16 protein-coding genes, 2 pseudogenes and 1 riboswitch are annotated in these 22,955 nt (G+C 65.7%); of the genes and pseudogenes, 11 read left to right on the forward strand and 7 right to left on the reverse strand.

Annotated elements, in window-relative coordinates:
- Window positions 1-210 (forward strand): transposase (locus AC1DQK_RS13790; RefSeq protein ID WP_477871438.1); only part of this gene is annotated, 210 nt, incomplete at its 5' end.
- 12 nt (window positions 211-222) lie between these two features.
- Here the strand turns inward: AC1DQK_RS13790 and AC1DQK_RS13795 are convergent.
- Window positions 223-888, reverse strand: coding sequence for a hypothetical protein (locus tag AC1DQK_RS13795; protein ID WP_477871440.1), 666 nt, complete (start codon window positions 886-888; stop codon window positions 223-225).
- Between the two features lie 667 nt (window positions 889-1,555).
- On the opposite strand from AC1DQK_RS13795, the gene AC1DQK_RS13800 reads away from it, so the two are divergent.
- Both AC1DQK_RS13800 and AC1DQK_RS13805 read left to right on the forward strand, forming a co-directional pair.
- Entirely contained in the window at window positions 1,556-1,753 is a 198-nt protein-coding gene (locus AC1DQK_RS13800) for a hypothetical protein (RefSeq protein WP_477871442.1), read from the forward strand.
- A gap of 364 nt (window positions 1,754-2,117) precedes the next feature.
- Window positions 2,118-2,231 (forward strand): annotated as a pseudogene (locus tag AC1DQK_RS13805) (PEPxxWA-CTERM sorting domain-containing protein); the annotation flags it as partial.
- Window positions 2,232-2,314: 83 nt separating this feature from the next.
- On the opposite strand, the gene thiC reads toward AC1DQK_RS13805, so the two are convergent.
- Window positions 2,315-4,174, reverse strand: a complete 1,860-nt coding sequence (gene thiC, locus AC1DQK_RS13810; RefSeq protein ID WP_477871444.1) for a phosphomethylpyrimidine synthase ThiC — start codon at window positions 4,172-4,174, stop codon at window positions 2,315-2,317.
- A 43-nt stretch (window positions 4,175-4,217) separates the two neighbouring features.
- Window positions 4,218-4,360: riboswitch (TPP riboswitch) on the reverse strand.
- 80 nt (window positions 4,361-4,440) lie between these two features.
- Here thiC and crtY point away from each other — a divergent pair.
- From crtY to AC1DQK_RS13850, 8 genes and pseudogenes are all read left to right on the forward strand, one after another.
- Entirely contained in the window at window positions 4,441-5,586 is a 1,146-nt protein-coding gene (gene crtY, locus AC1DQK_RS13815) for a lycopene beta-cyclase CrtY (protein WP_477871446.1), read from the forward strand.
- Window positions 5,583-6,167 carry an LOG family protein gene (locus tag AC1DQK_RS13820; protein WP_477871448.1) on the forward strand — a complete coding sequence of 195 codons (585 nt, stop codon included), beginning with the start codon at window positions 5,583-5,585 and terminating at the stop codon, window positions 6,165-6,167. Before crtY ends, AC1DQK_RS13820 begins: the two co-directional genes overlap by 4 nt.
- A 118-nt stretch (window positions 6,168-6,285) precedes the next feature.
- Complete coding sequence (locus tag AC1DQK_RS13825) at window positions 6,286-6,453, forward strand: hypothetical protein (RefSeq protein ID WP_477871450.1); 168 nt, start codon at window positions 6,286-6,288, stop codon at window positions 6,451-6,453.
- Between the two features lie 151 nt (window positions 6,454-6,604).
- Window positions 6,605-6,943, forward strand: coding sequence for a hypothetical protein (locus tag AC1DQK_RS13830; RefSeq protein ID WP_477871452.1), 339 nt, complete (start codon window positions 6,605-6,607; stop codon window positions 6,941-6,943).
- A gap of 127 nt (window positions 6,944-7,070) precedes the next feature.
- Entirely contained in the window at window positions 7,071-8,270 is a 1,200-nt protein-coding gene (sucC, locus tag AC1DQK_RS13835) for an ADP-forming succinate--CoA ligase subunit beta (protein ID WP_477871454.1), read from the forward strand.
- A 111-nt stretch (window positions 8,271-8,381) separates the two neighbouring features.
- Complete coding sequence (locus tag AC1DQK_RS13840) at window positions 8,382-8,972, forward strand: electron transfer flavoprotein subunit beta/FixA family protein (protein WP_477871456.1); 591 nt, start codon at window positions 8,382-8,384, stop codon at window positions 8,970-8,972.
- Window positions 8,969-9,877 (forward strand): annotated as a pseudogene (locus AC1DQK_RS13845) (electron transfer flavoprotein subunit alpha/FixB family protein); the annotation flags it as partial. The gene AC1DQK_RS13840 and the pseudogene AC1DQK_RS13845, both read left to right, overlap by 4 nt.
- Window positions 9,878-9,940: 63 nt before the next feature.
- Window positions 9,941-10,114: a Thivi_2564 family membrane protein gene (locus tag AC1DQK_RS13850; RefSeq protein ID WP_477871764.1), complete on the forward strand. Its 174-nt coding sequence runs from the start codon at window positions 9,941-9,943 to the stop codon at window positions 10,112-10,114.
- A 33-nt stretch (window positions 10,115-10,147) separates the two neighbouring features.
- Here AC1DQK_RS13850 and AC1DQK_RS13855 read toward each other — a convergent pair whose 3' ends face one another.
- The 5 genes from AC1DQK_RS13855 to AC1DQK_RS13875 form a co-directional block, all read right to left on the reverse strand.
- Window positions 10,148-11,533 (reverse strand): UdgX family uracil-DNA binding protein, encoded by a 1,386-nt coding sequence (locus tag AC1DQK_RS13855; protein ID WP_477871458.1) that lies wholly within the window; start codon window positions 11,531-11,533, stop codon window positions 10,148-10,150.
- Between the two features lie 121 nt (window positions 11,534-11,654).
- Entirely contained in the window at window positions 11,655-12,890 is a 1,236-nt protein-coding gene (locus AC1DQK_RS13860) for a putative DNA modification/repair radical SAM protein (protein WP_477871460.1), read from the reverse strand.
- An 83-nt stretch (window positions 12,891-12,973) separates the two neighbouring features.
- A complete protein-coding gene (locus AC1DQK_RS13865; protein WP_477871462.1) occupies window positions 12,974-16,084 on the reverse strand; it encodes a CHAT domain-containing protein in 3,111 nt (1,036 codons plus the stop codon).
- The gene (locus AC1DQK_RS13870) at window positions 16,084-20,991 is read right to left on the reverse strand and encodes a beta strand repeat-containing protein (protein WP_477871464.1); all 4,908 of its coding nucleotides are present in this window, start codon (window positions 20,989-20,991) and stop codon (window positions 16,084-16,086) included. Before AC1DQK_RS13870 ends, AC1DQK_RS13865 begins: the two co-directional genes overlap by 1 nt.
- Window positions 20,991-22,811 (reverse strand): ShlB/FhaC/HecB family hemolysin secretion/activation protein, encoded by a 1,821-nt coding sequence (locus AC1DQK_RS13875; RefSeq protein ID WP_477871466.1) that lies wholly within the window; start codon window positions 22,809-22,811, stop codon window positions 20,991-20,993. Before AC1DQK_RS13875 ends, AC1DQK_RS13870 begins: the two co-directional genes overlap by 1 nt.
- Window positions 22,812-22,955: the final 144 nt, after the last annotated feature.

The raw sequence follows: 22,955 nt of genomic DNA on the forward strand, positions 1-22,955 counted from the left end.
GCGGCAGGCGCAAGGCTGCTGTTCCTGCCGCCCTACAGCCCCGACCTCAATCCAATCGAGCAGGTCTTCGCCAAACTCAAAACCCTGCTGCGCAAAGCCGCCGAGCGCTCGGTCGAGGCGACCTGGCGACGCATCGGATCCCTCCTCGACGCCTTCTCAGCACCCGAATGCGCCAATTACCTCAGAAACTCAGGCTATGCGTCAATCTAATCGCAGAATGCTCTAGCGGCGGCGCCTCTCGCGCTCGCCTGGTGGCAAAGGCTGGTGAAGATTTTCCCAGGCGTCGGCCGCATATCCTGTCACTCCCACCGGTGCCGTCTTCTGGAGGTCGGTCGTGCCATGCCAGAGCTTTTGCAGAGAATTAAACTCCGGCTCTCCCTTCCAGGCACCAGTGAGGCGGCGGTGCATCGCCTTGTCCATCGGCTTCAGGAGCGCCGGGTGATTGATCGCGCTTTTGGTCGTGCGGCCTACGCCAGCATACCGATGCGGGATAGTATGATGCAATTCCTGCCCGGCCTTCGTTAGCTCCAGGCTCTTGTACCGCGTTTGCATTGCTTTGGCGCTTGCAAGCCCCTCCTCATATCGCCTCAGCTTTCCTGCGGTTCGAAGTTTGCCCATGAGCCTGACCAGCTTGATCGCGGGGGAGACCGGCAGCGCATCTGCGACCGCCATGACGCCGTTGAATGCGGCACCGCCATAGTTTCCGTCTTGAACATCGGCCGCTGCCTCCCAGAGCGGACCTGCGATTGGTATCATGGATTCGACGAAGTTCGGACGAGGGATCTTCCAGTCAGCGGCTTCGGCTGGCTGAAATTGCCCGATCGGTGTCCGCTGTGCATTGGCCAGCCCGGCGGCTGGCACCGATTTCTTGCGAAACATGGCCCCCATATTCTTCTCCATTCCACGGGACGCACCCTTCCAGCCTGCGCGGAACACGGCGGTGAGGTGCTGTGATGAGCGTGATTCGAAGATTAATCGCGCCGGACTTATCCACTGCTGAAGTGGGTGACCGGCAGCATATCCGCGAAGCATTGATCGTCGCAGAGAGGGAGAGAAATGTCAAGAACAAAAGAAGAACTACAAGTCTATCACGATCATTTAGCGGCGACCTCAGGGCTGGTGGTCACCCCAGATTAACAGCGAACGTCGGCCGTTTACCCGGTGAACGGGAAAGGTCACGCGCAGGCGCTAGAGCTAGCGCAGTGCCGATATCATTGTTGAGTATAATGTCCGCGGGTGTCCCCGAATATCACCGTCATCCCGTCCCCCCTCCCCAAGGTCATCCCGGACTTGATCCGGGATCTCACTGGCCCTGACGCGCTGGCAACCTGCAGGTGGACATAGAAAAGCGAGATCCCGGATCAGGTCCGGGATGACGAGTGGTGGAGTAGCCATCTGCCCGCCGGGGGCTTCGATGGCGAGGGCACGCCGACCATGCGTCCCCGGGACCACAATGAACCGCCGCCATTTACCGGGCGAAGCGTGGGCCGCTTTCCCGCAATCGTGCGTTGGGCCTTTTCCGGGCGGTCTGCGGGGTTCTAGCAGGGAGATCATCATGCTTGGATCACGGAAGACACTGCTGCCGTCCCTATTGGCCGCTGCCTATTGCGCCTGCGGTACCGTCCCGGCCTCGGCGGCCAGCTACAGCTTCGATGTCCTCTACTTCGGCAATGGCGTCGCGAGCCTGGCCCCCGGAAGCGATGATCCGTTGAGCACGACGCTCCAGGCTGGAGATCATTCACCTACAGCCTGACGGGGACGAACGGCGTTTTCACGACCCTCCTCGCCTCGTCCGTCTTTCCGTTCTTTGCGCTATCGATCAGCGAGCCGGGGATCCGCTTCAGCGATATCGACCTTGTCCTGAGCTATAAGGGGACCGAAGTTCTCACCCATAGCGAAGATAATATCGAGAATTTGGAAATACATCTGGCCACCAACACCGTCGCATTCCCGTCCGATCTCGCCTTCGACAAGTTCGCGCTCGACGACACCATCCTATCGGCCACGGCCGTGGACCATGTCACGCCAACCGGCTCGACGGCGACTTCGCTCCTGCCCTGGCGGGACGCGCGCCCGAGCTCAACTCGCCCTATCAGATCAGCTACAGTGCAGCGCCCGCCGTTCCGGAAATGTCGACATGGGCGATGATGATCGTCGGCCTGGGCTTCGTCGGCGCAAGCGTGCGCCGCCGCCGTGCGAAGCTTACCGGAGCGGCGAGCGCACGACCCTGAACCAGCAAGAACGGCCGATTCACGCTCCCGGTGGAAGCGTAGCGCTTCCACCTCAAACGATCAGGCCCCAGGCAAAGCGACGTTCACTCCGCCGCCGGCAGATAAATCTCCCCGCCCTTCTCGCGGAACACCTCGCTCATCTGCGCCATTCCCGCCTCGGCCTCACCGGCAGCGATGAAGGTGTTCGCCGGCGCATTCTGCTTCGCCGCGAAATCCCGCACTTCCTGGGTGATCTTCATCGAGCAGAATTTCGGCCCGCACATCGAGCAGAAATGGGCGGTCTTGGCGCCTTCGGCCGGCAGCGTCTGGTCGTGATATTGCTCGGCGGTGTCGGGATCGAGCGACAGGTTGAACTGGTCGCGCCAACGGAATTCGAAGCGGGCGCGGCTGAGCGCGTCGTCGCGGACCTTGGCGGCGGGGTGACCCTTGGCGAGGTCGGCGGCGTGGGCGGCGAGCTTGTAGGTGACGACGCCGACCTTGACGTCGTCGCGGTCGGGCAGCCCCAGATGCTCCTTCGGGGTGACGTAGCAGAGCATCGCCGTGCCGAACCAGCCGATCATCGCCGCGCCGATCGCGCTGGTGATATGGTCATAGCCCGGCGCGATATCGGTGGTCAGCGGCCCAAGCGTGTAGAAGGGCGCCTCGCCACAGGCTTCGAGCTGCTTGTCCATGTTGGCCTTGATCTTGTGCATCGGCACATGGCCGGGGCCCTCGATCATCACCTGCACGTCGTGCTTCCAGGCGATCTGGGTCAGCTCGCCGAGCGTCTTGAGCTCGCTGAACTGCGCCTCGTCATTGGCGTCGGCGATCGATCCGGGGCGCAGGCCGTCGCCCAGCGAGAAGGCGACGTCATAGGCCTTCATGATCTCGCAGATTTCCTCGAAGCGCTCGTAGAGGAAGCTCTCCTTGTGGTGGCTGAGGCACCATTTCGCCATGATCGATCCGCCGCGGCTGACGATGCCGGTAACGCGCTTGGCGGTCATCGGGATGAACGGCAGGCGGACGCCGGCGTGGATGGTGAAATAGTCGACGCCCTGCTCGGCCTGCTCGATCAGCGTGTCGCGGAAGATCTCCCAGGTCAGGTCCTCGGCGACGCCGTTGACCTTCTCCAGCGCCTGGTAGATCGGCACCGTGCCGATCGGGACGGGCGAGTTGCGCAGGATCCATTCGCGGGTGTCGTGGATGTTGCGCCCGGTGGACAGGTCCATGACCGTGTCGGCACCCCAGCGGATCGACCAGACCATCTTGTCGACTTCGGCGGCGACGTCGGAGGCGACCGCCGAATTGCCGATATTGGCGTTGATCTTGACCAGGAAGTTGCGGCCGATCGCCATCGGCTCGCTCTCGGGATGGTTGATGTTGCTCGGGATGATCGCGCGGCCGCGGGCGACCTCCTCGCGGACGAACTCTGGCGTGACATAATCGGGGATCGACGCGCCGAAATCCTCGCCGTCGCGGACCAGCTTCTCCTTCAGCGCGGCGCGGCCGATATTCTCGCGGATCGCAACATATTCCATCTCGGGCGTGATGATGCCGCGGCGGGCATAGTGCATCTGGCTGACATTGTGGCCGGCCTTGGCGCGCAGCGGCCGCTGCACGACGTTCGGAAAGGGCGTGACGCCGCCCGAGCGGTCCGGGCCCTTGAGGCCGTTGTCCTCGGGCTTGATGCCGCGGCCTTCATAGTCCTCGACATCGCCGCGCGCCATGATCCAGTCGCGGCGCAGCGCCGGCAGGCCGGCCATGATGTCGATGCGGGCATTGTCGTCGGTATAGGGGCCGGAGCAGTCGTAGACGCGCACCGGCGGCTCGCCCGACGACGGCTCCAGCGCGATCTCGCGCATCGCCACCTTCACGCCCTGCGGCCCTTCGACGTGGATCTTGCGCGATCCGCGAATCGGCCCGGTCGTGACCTTCATTTCGGTGCGGGCGGGAATATCAGCCATGGCGCGTCTCTCCATTGAGGCCCGCGGATGTCAGGAAGAAAAGTCGCGCACGACATTCCCTCCCTACGCCGGTGCGAGCCGGATCAGGTTCAGCGGGTCGCGGGCGTTGCAGCGCCGCCTCTCAGCCCTTGTTCCGAATTTCCGCCGAATAGATTTTCGACGGCGGGGGCTCCCCGGGGATGTGAACAATGGTAACGAAAGAGAGCGCCGGGCGAAACCCCCGTTAGCAGGCTGGCGTCATGGTGCAGCGCAGCTATAAAGCGCGCATGACCGGTGTTGCCTGCGATCTCGCCATTGTCGGCGGCGGCCTTTCGGGCGGCCTGATCGCGCTGGCGGCGCGCCGCGCCCAACCCGACCGCCGGATCCTGCTCATCGACGCCGCGCCCGGCCTGGGCGGCAATCATCTCTGGTCATTCATCGACAGTGATGTGGGGGAGCCGGAAAAGTCGCTGCTCCAGCCGCTCGTCACCTATGGCTGGCGCGAGTTCGCAGTGGTGTTCCCGCGCTACAAGCGGGCGCTGCCGCAACCCTTCTACAGCATCCGATCGGATCAGTTCGACAAGACGCTGCGCGCGGCGATGCCGGCGGAAAGCATCCTGGCCGGCCGCCGCGCCACCGCGATCACCCCGGACAGCGTCGTGCTGGAGGACGGCACCATGATCGCCGCGCATGGCGTGATCGACGCGCGCGGCCCCGCGGACCTGTCGCTGCTCGACCTGCACTGGCGCAAGTTCGTCGGCTATGAGCTCATGCTCGACGGGCCGCACAGCGTACGCCGCGCCACCCTGATCGACGCCGCCGCCGATCCCGCAGACGGCTTCCAATATATGACGATGCTGCCGATCGAGAACGACCGGCTGTTCATCGAAGACGTCCGCTTCGAATCGCATCCCGGGCTCGATATGGCCGACCATGGCCAGCGCATCGTCAACCACGCCGCCCGCTTCGGCTGGCGCATCCGCGGATCGGAACGCGGCCAGGCCGGCGTCGTGCCGGTGGTGCTGGGCGGCGACTTCGAGAATTATTGGCGGTCGGGCGGCGAGGGCGTCGCCAAGGTCGGCCTGCGCGCGGGGCTGTTCCACCCGGTCAGCGGCAATTCGCTCGCCGACGCCGCGCGCACCGCGCTGCTGGTAGCAGGGGCGCAGGACTGGTCGGGCGCGGCGCTTCACCACATGCTGCATACCCACGCCGCGAAGAGCTGGGCGCGCCGCGATTATTATCGCCGCTTCGCGCACCGCATGATGCGCGACACGCCGGCTGCGGACAGCTACCGGATGCTCGAATCGCTATACACGATGGACTCGGAGCTGATCGCCCGCTTCCACCGCATGACGCTGGGCTTGGCGGACCGGATCGCGCTGAGCCTGGGCGACGGACCGATGCCGCTGGCCGCAGTGGTGAAAGGCCGATGATCAGATCGCTGTGCGTGTTCTGCGGGTCGAGCCCCGGCCATGATCCGGTCCACGCCGACGCCGCCCGCGCGCTCGGCGCCGCGCTGGGCGAGGCGGGGATCGACCTGGTCTATGGCGGCGGCAGGGTCGGGCTGATGGGCATCGTCGCCGACGCCGCGATGGCGGCCGGGGTGCGCGCCACCGGGGTGATCCCCCGGGCGCTCGCCGACCTGGAAGTGGCGCATCATGGGCTGAGCGCGCTTCACGTCACCGGCTCTATGCACGAGCGCAAGGCTATGATGGCGGACCTGTCCGACGGCTTCATCGCGCTGTCGGGCGGCATCGGCACGTTCGAGGAGTTGTTCGAGATCTGGACCTGGGGCCAGCTGGGCGATCATGCCAAGCCGGTGGCGCTGCTCAACATCGCTGGCTTCTACGACAAGCTGACGGGGTTCATCGCCGACGTGGTGGCCGCCGGCTTCCTTCGCGACGTGCATAGTGCGATGCTGATGGTGGAGGAGGAACCGCGAGCGCTGGTCGCGCGGATGCAGGCCTATCGGCCGGCCGTCGTCCGGAAATGGATCGATGACGACCAGCGGTGATCCACCACCGAGGGGTAGCTCTCGGTCGCGCCAAAATGGTCGGAAAAGTGCAAACACATTGATCCATGCTAATGCGCCGGCCGGCAAATGGCGGCTTCCTGCAGGACAGGGGGCGCCGATGGCCGATCTGGATATAGTCTATTACCGGGAGCGGCTGGCGCAGGAATGCGAGCGCGCGCTCCAGGCCCCGCACAAGGCGGCCAGCGCGGCGCACCGCGCCATGGCGGAGCTGTACAGGCAGCGGCTCGACGGTGATCTCCAGCACGCCGAACGCGACGCGAACTGATCATCCACCGGCAAGCGTGACGCGGATGCCATTGCGGGATTGAGTCGCGGGCGGATTCGTCCCAACAACAAACCCGTTCATCGCCGATCAACGCGGGGCCGCGCACAAGCGCCAGGCCCGTCGCGGGCCACATAGCTCAGGAGCGCGTCGCATGCCCCGCCGGAAACTCGCCCGCCTCGCTACAACGCTGCCCGTGATCGCGGCGCTTTCGCTGGCCGCCTGCACCACCGTCTCGCCCGAGGCGCGCGTGCGAAGCAAGCTGATCGAGGCCGGCCTGCGGCCGCCGGTGGCCAGCTGCATGGCCGAAAGGATGGTCGATCGGCTGTCGCTGGTGCAGCTCAAGCGGCTGCAATCGCTCGGCGGCCTGGGCAAGCACGACGTCCGCGGCATGAGCGTCGACGAGCTGGTCTATCGGCTGCGGGCGCTGAACGATCCGGAAATCGTCGCGGTGGTCCTCAAGGCCGGCATCGGCTGCTCGATCGCAAGCTGATTTAGCCCTACAAAGAATCAATATTGCGGCGCAGCATCCGAATCGCCGTGCGCGGGGTTTTCAAGGCCGCTCTTTCATGCTTAAGCCCCAGCCGATTTGATCGGACTCTGAGGGATTAGGCTCGACCATGAACATCCACGAATACCAGGCCAAAGAGCTGTTGGCGAAATTTGGCGCGGCCGTCCCGGCCGGCTATGCCGCGCTGACCGTCGACGAAGCGGTCGAAGCCGCGAAAAAGCTTCCTGGACCGATCTATGTGGTCAAGGCGCAGATTCACGCCGGCGGCCGTGGCAAGGGCAAGTTCAAGGAGCTCGGCCCCGACGCCAAGGGCGGCGTCCGCCTGTCCAAGTCGGTCGACGAAGTCCGCGCCAACGCCGCGGACATGCTCGGCAACACGCTGGTGACGATCCAGACAGGTGAAGCCGGCAAGCAGGTCAATCGCCTGTATGTCACCGACGGCGCCGACATCAAATCCGAATATTATCTGTCGATGCTGGTCGACCGGAAGACCGGCCGCATCGCCATGATCGTCTCGACCGAAGGCGGCATGGACATCGAGGAGGTGGCGCACAGCACCCCTGAGAAGATCCGCACCATCATCATCGACCCGGTCGAGGGCTTCCAGCCGCACCACGGCCGCGCCGTGGCATTCGCGCTCAAGCTGAAGGGCGATCTCAACAAGCAGGCGGTCAAGCTCGCCGAGCAGCTGTACAACGCCTTCATGGCGACCGACATGGCGATGCTCGAGGTCAATCCTCTGGTCGAGACCACCGACGGCAAGCTGTTCGTGCTCGATGCCAAGGTGAGCTTCGACTCGAACGCGCTCTACCGCCACCCCGACGTCTTCGCGCTGCGCGACGAGAGCGAGGAGGATCCGGCCGAGATCGAGGCGTCGAAGTACGACCTCGCCTATATCAAGCTGGACGGCGACATCGGCTGCATGGTCAACGGCGCCGGCCTCGCCATGGCGACGATGGACATCATCAAGCTCAACGGCATGTTCCCCGCGAACTTCCTCGATGTCGGCGGCGGCGCTACGACCGAGAAGGTCACCGCCGCGTTCAAGATCATCCTGAGCGATCCCGCGGTGAAGGGCATTCTCGTCAACATCTTCGGCGGCATCATGCGCTGCGACATCATCGCAGAGGGCATCATCGCCGCGGCGAAGGAAGTGAACCTGTCGGTGCCGCTGGTCGTTCGGCTCGAAGGCACCAACGTCCAGCAGGGCAAGGATCTTCTCGCCAATTCCGGCTTGCCGATCGTCGCCGCCGACGACCTCGGCGATGCCGCCCGGAAGATCGTCGCCCAGGTGAAGGCGGCCGCGTAACCCAATGCGTCATGCCGGCAATGGCCGGCATCTCGGGCGGCAAGGCCTCCGTGCCTCTCCTGAGATCCCGGCCTCCGCCGGGGATGACGAAAACCGGAGAAGGAACGAGAGATGAAGATACTCGTACCCGTCAAGCGGGTGATCGATTACAACGTGAAGCCGCGGGTCAAGATGGACGGCAGCGGCGTCGACTTGGCCAACGTCAAGATGTCGATGAACCCGTTCGACGAGATCGCCGTCGAGGAAGCCATCCGCCTCAAGATCGTCGAGGAGGAAGCCCCCGGCCTCGTCATCCTCGGCAAGCAGGCGATCGATGATGATTCGAACCAGACCGGCCAGATGCTGGCGGCGCTGATCGGCCGYCCGCAGGGCACCTTCGCCTCGAAGGTCGARGTCGAGGGCGACAGCGTCAAGGTGACCCGCGAAGTCGATGGCGGCCTCGAAACGGTCAGCCTCAAGACTCCGGCGATCGTCACCACCGATCTTCGCCTCAACGAGCCGCGCTATGCGTCGCTGCCGAACATCATGAAGGCGAAGTCGAAGCCGCTCGCGCAGAAGACCCCCGCCGATTACGGGGTCGATGTCTCGCCGCGGCTGAAGACGCTCAAGGTTGCCGAGCCGCCCAAGCGCTCGGCCGGTATCAAGGTTGCCGATGTTGACGAGCTTGTCGCCAAGCTCAAGGCGATGGGAGTTGCAGCATGAAGACGCTGGTCTGGGTTGAGCATGAGGGCGGCGCCGTCAAGGACGCCACGCTGTCCGCGGTCACCGCGGCTTCGAAACTGGGCGAAGTCCACCTGCTGGTCGCCGGCGAAGGCGTCGGCGCGGTCGCGGATGCAGCTGCGAAAATCGCCGGCGTGGTCAAGGTCCATGTCGCCGACGGCGCTGCCTATGCGCATGCGTTGCCCGAGAATGTCGCACCGCTGGTCGTCGACCTGATGGGGCAACAYGACGCGTTCGTCGCGCCGGCCACCGCCAACGGCAAGAACATCGCGCCGCGCGTGGCAGCCCTGCTCGACGTCATGCAGATCTCGGAGATCCTGTCGGTCGAGAGCGAGGACAGCTTCACCCGTCCGACCTATGCCGGCAACGCGATCGCCACCGTGCAGTCGTCGGATGCCAAGAAGGTGATCACCGTGCGCGGCACCGCTTTCGAYAAGGCGGCACGCGAAGGCGGTTCCGCTTCGGTCGAGGCGGTTTCCGGCGGCGGCGATGCCGGCCTGTCGAGCTTCCTCGGCGCGGAGATCTCCAAGTCAGAGCGTCCCGAACTCACCTCGGCGAAGATCATCGTGTCCGGCGGACGCGCGCTGCAGAACAGCGAGAACTTCCACAGCGTGATCGAGCCGCTTGCCGACAAGCTYGGTGCCGCGGTCGGCGCCTCGCGCGCAGCGGTCGATGCGGGCTATGTGCCGAACGACTACCAGGTCGGCCAGACCGGCAAGATCGTCGCGCCCGAAGTCTATATCGCGGTCGGCATCTCGGGTGCGATTCAGCATCTCGCCGGCATGAAGGACTCCAAGACGATCATCGCGATCAACAAGGACGAGGACGCCCCGATCTTCCAGGTGGCGGATTTCGGCCTGGTCGCCGATCTGTTCAAGGCCGTGCCCATTCGCGGCCGTTCCGGGTTCAAACCGGTACGCACCCCATATGATATCGCCGCGGAGGGACCCATGCTCATCCACGTCATCATCGTCCTCATCATCGTCGGCGTCGTGCTGTGGCTGGTGAACAACTACATTCCGATGGACGGCAAGATCAAAAGCATCCTGAACGTGGTGGTGGTGATCGTGGTGATCCTGTGGCTGCTCCAGGCCTTCGGGCTGCTCAGCGGGGTCGGCATCTGAGCCGTTCTGGACCCACGTCATCCTGAACGCGTTTCAGGATGACGAACCTGGGCCTGCTCGGCGCGACACCGCAGCCTTCAGATCCTCGACGAACATGGCGAACTCCTGCTCCGCGCGTGACCGGTCCGGCATACGCAGCAGGAAACTCGGATGGATGGTGGCGCGCGCCGCCGCGCCATCGGGCAGCACCAGGTCGCGCCCGCGCTGCGAGGTCAGCGTCAGCGCCTTCCCCATCAAGGATTGGATCGCGGTCGTGCCGAGCAGGACCATGCGCTTGGGCGCGATGATCGCGCGTTCCTGGTCGATCCACCACCGGCACGCGCTTATCTCGCCGGCATTTGGCTTGGAATGGATGCGCCGCTTGCCGCGCGGCTCGAACTTGAAGTGCTTGACCGCGTTGGTGACATAGACGCGCGACCGGTCGATCCCCGCCTCGGCCAGCGCTCGATCGAGCATCTGCCCGGCCGGCCCGACGAAAGGCTTGCCGGCGAGGTCCTCCTGGTCGCCCGGCTGCTCGCCGACGATCATCACATCGGCATCGACCGGCCCTTCACCGAACACCGTCTGGGTCGCGCATCTGTACAAGCCGCAACGCGTGCAATGCGCCGCCTCTGCGCGCAGCGCCTGCCAGGCCTTCTCCGCATTTCCGTCCGTCACGATCCGCTCCACCATCCGGGTCTCGCGCGCCTGCGCGCCCGCCACCAGTTCCGGGATCAACGCGGTTTCGGGCATATTGGCCCAATATCGCCGCGGCATTTCCTTGACCATCGTGCCGATCTTGAGCCGTGCCGGATTAAAGATCGCGGCATAATAGCCCTTCCAGAGATCCTCGACCGGATCACCCGCCGGCGCCTCCGCGCGGGTGGCGCCCGGTGCCTCGGACAGCGCTTCGCCGTTCCAGTGGATCGACAGCTCGGGCGTCAGGATCGACCAGCGCATCGTCGCGAAACGCCGCGCGAAGAAGCCGGCATTGGCGCGAACGATATGATGCGCGGGCTCAAACCAGGCGACATATTCGCCATCGATTTCCCGGAAGCGGACGAAGGCACGCATCTTGTGGATGTCGCGGCGCACCTCCTTCGCCAGCAGGTCGAGCCGGCGGCGCAGCGGGTCGGCCTCGTCCTCGATGGCGCGCGGCTGCTCGCGCAGCTTCAGCAGCATCGCGTAGAGCAGCGCAAAGCGTTCGGGATCACTGTGGAGCACGACGCTCTCGGCAAGATCGAGGAAGCGCTTCGGCACGCTGAACGGCGGGCGGATCGGAGTTGGCAAGGGGTCGTGATCGCCACCGAACAGATCGCCGGCTTCGCCCGCCACCTGCCAGCTTATCGCCTCGGGCGATACATCCGCCAGCGCCAGCGCGCGCGCGGCATCGCGCCAGCCTTCATAGTCGTCGGGGCGGGAGAGGAGGACGCGGTACACGCCAGCCGCTACCTTCCCGTCATCCCAGCGAAAGCTGGGATCTCCCTGCCTTCGACGCAGATCAGGAACGAGGAGATTCCAGCTTTCGCTGGAATGACGGCAAAGCGTGAAGCCATGGCCGCTACCCGAACAGCTCCAGCTGCTCGGTCACCCGGGTCTTCAGGTCGACGCGGTCGATCAGCCCCGTCGGGCGCCAGTCCTTCGTGACGATGAACGGCCGCAGCTTGGCGATCGAGCGCGACAACCGGCTCACGTCCGCTAGCCCGAGCCTGCGCCAGCGCCGCGTTGCCAGGATCGCGTCGACCGCCTTCACCCCAAGACCCGGCACGCGCAGCAGCAGTTCGCGCGGAGCGCGGTTGACGTCGACCGGGAAGATCTCGCGCGCTTGCAGTGCCCAGGCCAGCTTGGGATCAATGTCGAGCGGCAGCATGCCCTGCTCGTCGGTCGCCGCCGCGACTTCGGCGGGCTTGTAGCCATAGAAGCGCATCATCCAGTCCGACTGGTAGAGGCGGTGCTCACGCATCAGCGGTGGCCGCCGCAGCGGCAGGATCGCCGACGCATCCGGAATCGGGCTGAACGCCGAATAATAGACGCGGCGCATGCCGAAGCGATCATAGAGGCCACTCGCCGTTCCCATGATGTCACGATCATTGGCGGCATCGGCGCCGACGATCATCTGTGTCGATTGCCCGGCCGGCGCGAAATGGGGGGCCGACTTGTAGCGCCGCCGGGCGTCTGCCCCATCCTCGATCGACGCCTTCATGCCCGCCATCGCGCTGCGGATGCCCGACGCCGATTTCTCGGGCGCGAGCCGGGTCAATCCCGCCTCGGTCGGCAGCTCGATATTGATCGAGATCCGGTCGGCATGCCGTCCGGCGAGATCGATCAGCGCCGGATCGGCGTCCGGGATCGTCTTCAGGTGGATATAGCCACGGAAGTGGTGATCCTCGCGCAGCGATCGCGCCACCTCGGCCATCTGCTCCATCGTATAGTTGGACGACTTGATGATCCCCGAGGACAGGAACAGTCCTTCGATATAGTTGCGCCGGTAGAAGGCGAGCGTCAGGTCAACCACCTCCTGCGCCGTAAACCGCGCACGGCGGACATTCGAGCTCTTGCGATTGATGCAGTAATGGCAATCGAAGATGCAGCTGTTGGTCAGCAAAATCTTCAGCAGCGAGATGCAGCGGCCATCGGGCGCATAGGCATGGCAGATGCCCATCCCCTCGGTCGAGCCGATACCGTTCGCCTTGCCGGCCGAGTCCCGCTTGCTGGTGCCGGAAGACGCACAGGACGCGTCATATTTGGCGGCATCCGCAAGGATATCGAGCTTCTGGCGCGTGTCGAGCTGGGCCATATGTTCGATGTATGTTCTACATCAGCCCTTGTCCAGCTCGGCCCGCGAAACAATCCCGCGGCTGCCCTCCGCGGGACCGAAGCTCAATGGGTAGACTGCACCGCGCTTGCCGGCAGGTCCGCCGGCAGCAGCGGCCGCTCGCCATCGCCGACGATGGCGAAGGCCGACCAGTAATAAGGATGCGACGTGTTGGGATCGTCCATCAGGCCGATCTGCGCCTTGCGCATCGCGGTCGCCATCGGCGTGCCCGGCGGCGCGGTGAACAATCCGGTGATCAATCGCTTGGTGGCGTTGAAGTCGTCCGGCACCGGCCAATGGCTGGCGATCACCGTCCGGGCGCCCGCGCCGACGAAGGCGCGGACCAGGCCATCGAGCGCGAAATTACCGCCCGTGGTGACGCCGGCCTCGCGCGTCGCCGAAACCGTCGCCATGCCCGCGGTGTCGCAGGCCGACAGCACGACGACATCCGCGTCGAGCTTGAGGTCGAAGATTTCCTTGAACGACAGCAGCCCGTCAGAGGTGCCGCCACCGAACGAGGTGAGCAGCGCCGGCCGTGCCGGGCATTCGGGGCGCGGCGCCGTGACGAGGCCATGGGTGGCGAAGTGGATGATCCGATAGTCGGAGAGGTCGGTGCGGCCCTCGATCGTCGAATCCGAGAAATCGGCCCCGGTGATCAGCGCGGACTTGTCCTTGCCGATGATACCGCTCGCCAGGAACAGTTCGGACGACGAGATCGGGTTGTTCCAGTTGCTCAGCGGCCAGGCGCAGCTGTCGGCCATCGCCGGCGGCGGCACGAAGAAGGGATTCAGCGCGGGTCGGGCATTTTCGCCCAGGCCGATATAGCCTTTCGTTCCCTTTGACCCGGCCACGCCGCGCCCGTCGACGAAGGAACGCGGGCTCACCACCGTCGAGATATCGCGATCGCGGCCCAGCCAGGCGATGCCGCGAAAGTCGAAGTCGTCGGCGTTGGGCTTCTTGAGACGGGCGAGATAGGCATCCACCCCGCCCTGCTCCATCGGCAACAGATTGGCGGGAAGCTGCAGCAGGGGACCGTCGGGCTCCCAGATGAAATTGGTGACCTGGTGGACCTCGGCATCGACCGGCCCCATCAGCGACACATAGAGCTTGCGCGCCAGTACCACGTCGAACGGATAGGTCGCGACCTGCCCATTCTCGACCTTCACGACAGAGTCGCGGATCTGCGCGACGATGTCCTCGAGCTGCTTGGTGGTGACATCGAGCTTCCAGGCGCGGGCGACATCCCTGGTGACGAACATCGCATAGGCGTCCTGCGACACAAGCGTGACCTTGTAATAGCCGTCGCCGGGACGGAGCGCCTTCTGCAGCTCGTCAACCTGCATCGTGGCCGGCGACAACACCCGATAGCGGGGGAATTGCGCGAGCTTCGACTGGAGCACGGTCTGGTCGCGCGAATAGCGCGCGAGCCGCGCCTGCGCATCGAGCAGCGCCGGCTTGTCGGCGGGATTGGGATTGGCCGAGAATTTGGCGATCTCTCCGGTCGCGCGGGCGATGTAGCGCGACAGCGTCACCGACTGGCGGAAGAGGCTGGCCGCCTCGTCGTCGCCGCCCGACAGCTCGCGGGCGAGCAACGCCTGGGTCTGGGCGATGCCGGGGCGCAGCATCACCTGGCTCGCGCCGAACATCTGTGCCACCGCCTTGGGGTCGCTCGCGGCGCGTTCGGCCAGCAGCCGGAAATAGGGCCGCAGCAGCGAACGGATCGAGCTCATTGCGCCGGGGAGATTCTCCGCCGCCGAGATCACTTCGCCATATATCGTGGCAGCGCGATCGCCCTGGCCGTGACGGCTGAGAAAGCCGGCGAAGCGCGCCTTCGCGCCGAGCGAGATGGCGGTGTTGGGATGCTGGATCTCCACCACCTGCAGTGCGTCGGCATAGAGCCGCTCGGCTTCGGCTATATTGCCTTCGGCCTCCGCCACCAGCGCCAGCTCGCTCTGGATGCCGGAGCGCAGCCAGCCGGTGCTGTTGAGCTTGCCCTCACGCACGCCCTGCATGGCGGTAACGGCCTGGGCGAAGCTTTCGCGGGCCTTGGCGTAATCCTTGCCGATGCGATAGGCGACGCCGCGCAGCTGCAGTGCCTGCGCATCGAGGATCTGCGCGCGCTCGAACGGCTGCAGCTGCCCATCCAGGGCACCGCCCAACTCGCTCATCTGCTTGTTCTCGCGGTTGAGATCTTCGGCGACATCGTCCGGAATTTCGCCGCCGGCCAGCTTTGCGTCGGCTTTGGCCTGCACCTCGATCTCGGCGACGGGCTTCGACAGTTCGGCGACCGCTTCCTTGATCCGGTCCTGGTTGAGATTGTGGATCGCGTGGAAGTTGCGCAGCATGCGGCCGGTGACCGGATCGGCCAGCGCGCTCGGCGTCGAGGCGCGGACGAACAGCGACTCCGCGGCCGAGAAATTGCGCTGGTTCGATTCCTGCAGCGCCTGGTTGGCGAGATATTCCGACAGCCGCGTGTCTGCGCGCGGACCGGTGGAGTCGCGTTCGACCAGCGCTTCGAAGAACTCGGAAGCCTCGGCATAGGAGCCGTCATTGTTGCGCGAATACGCCTCGGCCAGCGCGCTGTCGCTGTCGAGCGCACCCGCCTGGACGCGGGCGAAGGCCGCCGGGTCGCCGGCCGACGTCGTCGCGACCTGCACTTCGCCCTTGACGATGGCATCGGCGACGATCGTGCGCAGGCCGAGCTGCAGCGCGCTGTCATAGCCGCCCAGCCCGTCGGCGATGTAGACGGTGTTGCCCTTGCTATAGGCATAGCTCTTATAGGCGAGTTGGTTGGTCGGATCGATGCATTCGCTCGCCTGGACATTGCCGAGCCCGCCGATCGCGACGCTGGTCGGCGCCTCGCACTTCAGCGGCGTGTCGGCATTGGCGGCGACGCGCGCGACCGGATCGTCCTTGCCCTTGCGCAGCGCGAACAGACGCCCGACGGGTGCCGCCGCATCACGGCAGACGATCCGGTAGCCGCGATCGAACATGTTCACCAGATTGGGGCTGACCGCGCGGTTCTGCGCGGTGCACAGCACGCCGGACGATCCGATCCGGAAGCTGTTGCGCAGCGACAGCCCACCCGGCTGCGTCGCAGCGGGCGCCGTCACCGGGGCACTGAGCGCCAGGGTGGCGAGAAAAGCCGCACCGAGGCCAAGACGATTAGCACGCATTACTGACCCCCTCCCGGCGTCTCGCCGAGACCATCCTCTCCCGACCACAAGCTGCTGTTGCCGCTGCTCGTGACCGGCGTGTCGATCTGCTGACCCGTCGAGCCGATGTTGCTCGTATCGACCAGCACATTGGCGCCGCTGACAGCGCCGCCGGAGCCGCCGGTGCTCGCGCTCTCGCTGCTCTCCTCGTCGCCGCCCTCGTCGGCGCTACTGTCGCCGCCGCTGTCGTCGGCGCTCGCGCTGCTGCTGCTGCTCGACGCGGCGGCATCGCTGGCGCTGCCGCCATCCGATCCGCCGCCGCCGCCACCATCGGCGCCGGCGTCGGACGAACTGCTGATGCTGCCGCCCGCGACGCGGGTTCCGGTTAGCGATGACTGGATGCTCGAGGTGATCTTGTCCGTCTCCATCGACACCGTCTCGACCACTTCGGGGTCCTCCGTCACCGGCGGCGGCGGGGGAGGGGGCGGTGGAGGCGGCGGAGGCGGAGGCGGTGGCTCTACCGGCGGTGGCGGCGACACCGGCGGCGGCGAAACAGGGGGTGGCGACACCGGCGGCGGCGGAGACACAGGCGGTGGCGACACCGGCGGCGGCGACACAGGCGGGGGCGGCGATACTGGCGGGGGCGACACGGGCGGCGGAGGCGGCGATGTGACCGCGCCGCATGGATCGCCATTCACGGTGCAGTTCGCCGGCAGGACGAGGGCGGTTGCAGGACTGGCGCTGAAGCTGATGCCCGCCGCCCCGTTCTCGACGAAGTCGCCGACGAAGGTGATCGTACCGTTTGTCGCCGAAACCGCGCTCGAGTTGCTCGAAGCGGTGTCGCCGGGTGCGAACAGGCTGGTCGTGCCATTGACGCGCAATGTGCCGCCGGTGGTCGTGATATTGAACCAGCCGGCCGTGGTGGACCCGGTGTTCCCACTGCCCTTGCTGCCCGAAGCTTCGGCGAAGAGATCGCCGATATCGATCGAGCCGAGCTGCGACGGATCACTGAACCGCGCTGCCGCCAGCAGCTCGACATGACCGCCAGCGCCGGTACCCGCGGCGCCGGCCGTTCCGGCCGTTCCGCCGGTCCCGCCGCTGGGGGCAGCGCCGCCGGGGCCGCCGGCGCCAAGCTGGCCCGCAGCATAAAGACCGACATCGCCAGCCTCCATCGACGCGCCGAGGCCCAGGAGCCGCACGATTCCGCCGATGGCATTGCCGCCCGGCCCGCCATCGGTGCCATTGATGATCACCTCGGGGCTGTTGCCGGCTGCGGGCGTGTAGATACCGTTCGCGCCATTGCCGCCATCGCCGCCGACCCCGACCGCATAGGCGAGGACATTTCCGAACAGGCTGTCGCCGGCCGCGGTCCCGCCCGCAGTGCCGCTGACCGTGCCGAACTGGATAAATCCACCCTGGCCGCTGCCGCCGCCGCCGCCAATGGCGACGGTCGAACTCTCCCCGTTATTGCCGCGGCCGCCGTCGCCGCCGAAGCCGAAGGCGTTGAGGGTAGTATCGCCCATGTCGAGATGGCCGTTACCCGAATGGGCCACGGCGAGGATGTTGCCGCCGAAGCCGTCACCACCGTGGCCGGCCGGCATCCCGTCGACGACGGCGTCTCCGCCTATCCCGGCATAAGCGGAAACATCGACATAGGTGCCGTCGGCCGTGATCGTGCCCGGTGCACTGCCGGTGTAGGAGAGTATTTCGGCATAACCGCCATAGGCGTCGCCAGCGCGGCCGATCTGGCCGTTGCCATTATGCTCGCTATAACCGCCCTCGCCGACGGCTCTGAGGACGAGTCCGCCACCGTAGGAACACTCGACGCAGCCCGCCCCGTTGAAGGTGATCGAACCAGCGGTGGCGTTGGCGAACGCACCGCCGAAGGTGTTCTCGCCGGGTGCGCCGCCATAGCCGATGCCGCCGGTGTTGCCGTCGCCGCCATAGCCGCCGGCATAGGCTGTCGCATTGTCGCCGATCACCATGGTGCCGCCGATCACCTCGAAGCCAGCCGTTCCGCCACGGCCAACGCCGCCGGTGCCGAAGCTGGAATTGGCCGCGCTGCCGATGTGCTGATAACCGCCCCCGCCGCCACGCCCTTCGGCAGACAGATACACAGTGTCATCGGCGTTGAGCGTGCCGCCCGCCGTCCGCACCGACAGGACCGATCGGCCGCCATTGCCGACGCCGCCGGCGACAAGCCCATTACCGCCAGTGCCATCCGCATAGAAATATAGGCTGGAATGGATATTGAGCGTGCCCGCGCCGTTGCCTGCCAACAGGTCGCCGCCCTTGCCGATACCGCCCGTCGCGCTGCCGCTGGTGCCGCCATCAGCGCTGCCATCGACATAGATGCTGCCGTCGATCGTCGTCACCGCGCTGTTGCCGGCCCGGATGAAGCTGGTGCCGCCGGTGGCATTGCCGCCGTTGCCGCCCCGCAGGTTCGAGCCGCCGCGCGCGTAGACATACACGTCGAGCCCGCCGTGGAGATAGACCGATCCGGTGCCGTCGTTGAGGAGTGAGAACGACCCGCCCGAGGCATCGCCACCTCCGCCAGAGCCACTCGATATATCGGCATATGCCGATATATCGGTCGAGCCGTACAGGCTCACGGTGCCTGCGTCCTGGGTGAGTATGCCGGCCGATCCGGCACTCGAATTGCCGGCCGCGCCGCTTTGATAGGCACTGCCGCCCCTGGCGTCGGCGCCAAGATAGACCGACACATTGTGGGTCGCGTCACCAAGGTTGATCGCTCCGCCAATCGCGAAGATCTCGACATGCCCCTTGAGCGAGCCGTTCGGGGGAAGCACCGACGTCGCGGCGCCGCCGCCGGTCGCCCCATTGCCGCCCTGCGCGTTGGCTTCGAGGTCGATCGAGCCCTGGGTCACGTTGAGCGTTCCGCCGGTTGCGGCCTGGATGCTGACATAGCCGCCCTGCCCGGCCCCGCCCTGACCGCTGCCGCTGCTCCCGCCCGCGCCGCTGGCATCGAGATCGATGCCGCTGTTGGCGGTGATCGTTCCCGACGCTCCGGCGAGGACGACGACGGTGCCGCCCTGGCCGCTGCCGCCATTGCCGCTTGTCTCGGGAGTTCCGCCATAGCCGCCGGCATCGGCTGTGAACCCGCCGTTGAAGGTCATCGCGCCGCCGCTATTGGCGACGAGATTGATATTGCCGCCGGTGCCGTTCTGGCTCTCCTCCCCCTGGCCCTGGGCGGTCAACGTCACGTTGCCGTTGAAGGTGAGCGACCGACCGCTTCCGGAACTGACGAGAAGGATGTTGCCTCCGGTCGCGGAGCTGTTGATCGACGACGCGGTGGTGTTGACGGCGAGCGAGCCGTTGAATGTCGCCGATTGACCCGCCGCCGTGTCGATGCTCACCGGGGCGCCGAAGGCGGTGTGGATGAGGGTATCTCCACCGAACGAGCCGCCGGATATCGTGAGAAGGGCACCCGTCGAATAAATGTCCGTGCTGCTCTGGCCGGGCGTCCCGGCGAAAGTGCCGTTGGCGAGGGTGAGCCCGGCGCCGGTAGCGATGATCGAGGCACCGCTCGCGAAGCTGCTGTCGGAGATAAAGATCGGCGCAGTGACCGCGTGGGCGGTCAGGTCGAGTCCGAACGTGCCCCTGGCGATGTTGAGCCCGGAGCCACTGTTGGTCAGCGTCGTGAGTTCATCGTCGAAGACACCGTCGACGATGCTCGTCGCAGCGCCGCTGGCCACGATGTTCGTTTCGCTCGGCAAGGGCGCATCGGACGAAAATGTCGGGCCGGACAGGGTCAGCGAGTCCTTCGTCTGGACATAGACCGGCCCGCTGAAATCGCCGCCGGTGATCTGGTTGACCGTCCCGGTCGCGCCGGCGGATGCCGCTCCCACCGCGCCGATCGATGCGGCGGAGGTGTCTCGGCCGGCCGACAGGACGATGCCCTGGTTGGTGATCGACGCGCCATTGGCGACGGTGAAGCCCATCGTGCCGCCGCTCAGCAGCATCGTGACCGCTATATTCTTCGGGATCGCCACCGCATAGATGGCGTGGCTGATGGCCGCGTCGTCCGTGCCGTCGACATGGGCGATCGTCGTCCCCCCATGCACGAGCGCGTTCGAGACATCGGTACCGCCGCCGACCGGAATCGAGATGTTGAACAGGTCGCTGTCGGTGGTGAGGTCGACCTGGCTCGCCGCCACATAGGCGACGCTGCCGCCTGCGTTGACGGTGCCGTTCTGGATCACCTGGGGCGCGAGGATGCCGAAATAATCCTGGGTCGTGATCGACGCGCCGCTGTCGATCTGGACCGCGGTGCCCGAGCCGGCGACCCCGGTATGCACGCCGGTGACGGTGCCGTCGTTGGGATCGGTGTCGACGCTGGTCACCGGCGCGGTGGTGAACAGCAGCCCGCCGACGTTGAAAGTTACGCCCGATCCGATCAGCAGCCCGCCCGGCGTGTAGAACCAGATGTTGCCGCCGGGATTGGACGTGATGCTGCCGCCGCTGAACTGGATCTTGCGGCTGGGATCGTCGGCGATGATGCGGTTCAGGACGGTATATTCGCCATTGGGAACATTGCCGCCCGCATTGTAGCTGACGGTCCCGCTCTGGAGGAAGTCGATCGCGCCGCCGCCGCTCTGGGTATCGTTGGGATGCCAGGTGATCGTCGCCTGCGGCGCCTTGATGGTGATGGAGTCGCCCGGATCGGTGCGGCTGACGCTGTAATTGGTCCCGTCATAGACGAAGATGCCGAGCGAGGAGTTGCTCGCCGAGGCGTTGAACGTCGCATCCGGCAGGCTGCCGAGAAAGCCGTTCGCCGCCAGCGCCTCGCGGGCCGGCATCGCCAGGATGGTCGCCACCGCGAGCATCGAGGTGACGGTTCTCGAATAGCCGGCGCCGCCCCGGTTGTGGCGCGCGAACGGATCGCGCGAATGGATCGACTTACGCATTAACGGTTGTCCCACGGCCAAAGCTTGCTGGTGATCGATACGAGGAAGCGTGGATCATGGTTGCGGGTCTGGAGCCCCGCCGCCCTGAGCGGCACCGCGACGGTGCCGTCGATCCGGAAGCGATTGTTGAGCAGCGCGCGCAGACCAGCGCCCAGCGAGATCAGCTGGTCCGGATTGTCGACGCCCGCAAGCCGATTGACCTTCTTGCTCCACGTCCAAGCGATATCGGTGAACGTGAACGGCAGCACCGAAAGATTGACCTTGGGGAAAGGCGCCACGCGCGGAAAACGCAGCTCAAAGCTGCTACCGATGCCGCTGTCGCCGCTGATCGTGCCGGGATCATAACCCCGGCCGATCGAGTAATTTCCGCCGGAATATTGCTCGAAGCCCAGCAGCGGATCAAAGGCATATTGCAGGCGTGGCATCGCCGCCACCCAGAAGCCACCACCCATGTTGAGTTCGACAGACGCTGAACCGCGGATCACAGTAGATTCTGGGTCGCCGTAAAGCCGGCTCGGGCCGACGTAGCCGTTTGGCAACGTCACGGGAGGACGGGGCGTCCGGGGCGACGCTCCGAATATGTCGAGGCCTTTTCGCAACTCTAACGAACCGGAGGCGCGCCAGCGTGGCACGCGCCGTTCGGCCACGTCGGCGGCATCCATGTCGAGGCGCAGGAAAGCTACGCGCAGATGATCACGGCTGAGTGGAATCGTCGTCGCGCCAACGGTACGCCCATTGAACGTCACATTCTGGTTCAGATAGTCGAATCCGACCGCGCCGAGCAGGCTGAAGCCTTGAGTCCTGATGACCGGATAGCTTGCCTCGCCTGTGGCGAAGAGGGTCCGGGCCTTAATCTCTGGACTGGCGAAGCCGGCCGCCGGGCCGATCGACGGTTTCGACCAGGCATAAGTGAAGTTGCCGCCTATCGTCAGCCCTTCGCTGCCCAGCTTGGTGTCGTAGCCGAGCTGGACGATCTGCTGTTCCTTGAAGTCGGCGGTGCTCGACACCGAGGCGGTCAGCCGGTCGCCGCCGAGCAGGCCATAGGTCTGGGTCGACAGCGCGCCGGTCCAGCGCCCGGCGCTATGCGCGGCGAAATTCTGAAGGCTGGCGCTCGCCTCGAACGGCGTGCGGACGACGCTGATCTCGCCGACCAGTTCGCCGGGCGCGCCGCCGGCGGGCTTGAGGGTCAGGCGGACCTCATAGCCGGGCAGATCGCGCGAGAGCAGAAGGTAGCGCTCGGCGACATAACGGTTGAATATCTTCTCGTCGGTCAGGTGCGACAGATAGCCGGCCAGCACCTTTTCCGCCTTGCCGGCATTGCCACGCACGCGGATCGCCACGATCTTCGCGAACAGCACCTCGAATTTGACGACGCCATTCTCGATGCGCTGCACCGGCACCTGCACCGCCGCGAGATAGCCCTTGCGGCGCAGCTCGGTCGCGGCGGCGTCGCGGATCGTGCAGATCGTGCTGATGGGGCGGTCGGGGCCGAGCAGCTGCGCGTAGCTCTGCTTGAGCTCTTCCGGACTAATACCCTGGAGATTGTTGAACTCCGCGCCGGTGATCGTAACCTTGATGTCGGCATAAGCCGGTGCATCGAGGGCGCAGGGGGCGCGTTCGATATCACCGTCGATCTTCAGCCGGGCCGAGCGCGGTGCCTGCTCCTGCGGACGCCGGTCGATTTCTTCGCGGGTGGGCGCAATTTGTTGCGCAGTCGGAGCGACGGGAGCCGGAGCAGTCTGTGCCCAGGCGGCCGTGTTCGGCATAGATGCCAGAAGCAGCGCCGTGAAGGCTGCTGCCGAGAAGAGCGACGTACGCAAAAACCCCCCCGTATAGCCCTGATCAGCGAACCCCATCGCCGAAGACCGGTTCTTAGCCTTGCTTACATCGATTGTCATGGACAATCATCAATCCCACAATGACTTGCATGGCATGTGATCGCCATCACGCGCAGCATTTCCGGA

The sequence above is a fragment of the Rhizorhabdus sp. P4_G5 genome (assembly GCF_056401065.1).

Excerpts from the sequence above, each read along its gene's own strand:
- AC1DQK_RS13795 (WP_477871440.1), bottom strand. The coding sequence starts at position 888 with ATGGGGGCCATGTTTCGCAAGAAATCGGTGCCAGCCGCCGGGCTGGCC.
- AC1DQK_RS13800 (WP_477871442.1), top strand. The coding sequence starts at position 1,556 with ATGCTTGGATCACGGAAGACACTGCTGCCGTCCCTATTGGCCGCTGCC.
- thiC (WP_477871444.1), bottom strand. The coding sequence starts at position 4,174 with ATGGCTGATATTCCCGCCCGCACCGAAATGAAGGTCACGACCGGGCCG.
- crtY (WP_477871446.1), top strand. The coding sequence starts at position 4,441 with ATGACCGGTGTTGCCTGCGATCTCGCCATTGTCGGCGGCGGCCTTTCG.
- AC1DQK_RS13820 (WP_477871448.1), top strand. The coding sequence starts at position 5,583 with ATGATCAGATCGCTGTGCGTGTTCTGCGGGTCGAGCCCCGGCCATGAT.
- AC1DQK_RS13825 (WP_477871450.1), top strand. The coding sequence starts at position 6,286 with ATGGCCGATCTGGATATAGTCTATTACCGGGAGCGGCTGGCGCAGGAA.
- AC1DQK_RS13830 (WP_477871452.1), top strand. The coding sequence starts at position 6,605 with ATGCCCCGCCGGAAACTCGCCCGCCTCGCTACAACGCTGCCCGTGATC.
- sucC (WP_477871454.1), top strand. The coding sequence starts at position 7,071 with ATGAACATCCACGAATACCAGGCCAAAGAGCTGTTGGCGAAATTTGGC.
- AC1DQK_RS13850 (WP_477871764.1), top strand. The coding sequence starts at position 9,941 with ATGCTCATCCACGTCATCATCGTCCTCATCATCGTCGGCGTCGTGCTG.
- AC1DQK_RS13860 (WP_477871460.1), bottom strand. The coding sequence starts at position 12,890 with ATGGCCCAGCTCGACACGCGCCAGAAGCTCGATATCCTTGCGGATGCC.
- AC1DQK_RS13865 (WP_477871462.1), bottom strand. The coding sequence starts at position 16,084 with ATGCGTGCTAATCGTCTTGGCCTCGGTGCGGCTTTTCTCGCCACCCTG.
- AC1DQK_RS13870 (WP_477871464.1), bottom strand. The coding sequence starts at position 20,991 with ATGCGTAAGTCGATCCATTCGCGCGATCCGTTCGCGCGCCACAACCGG.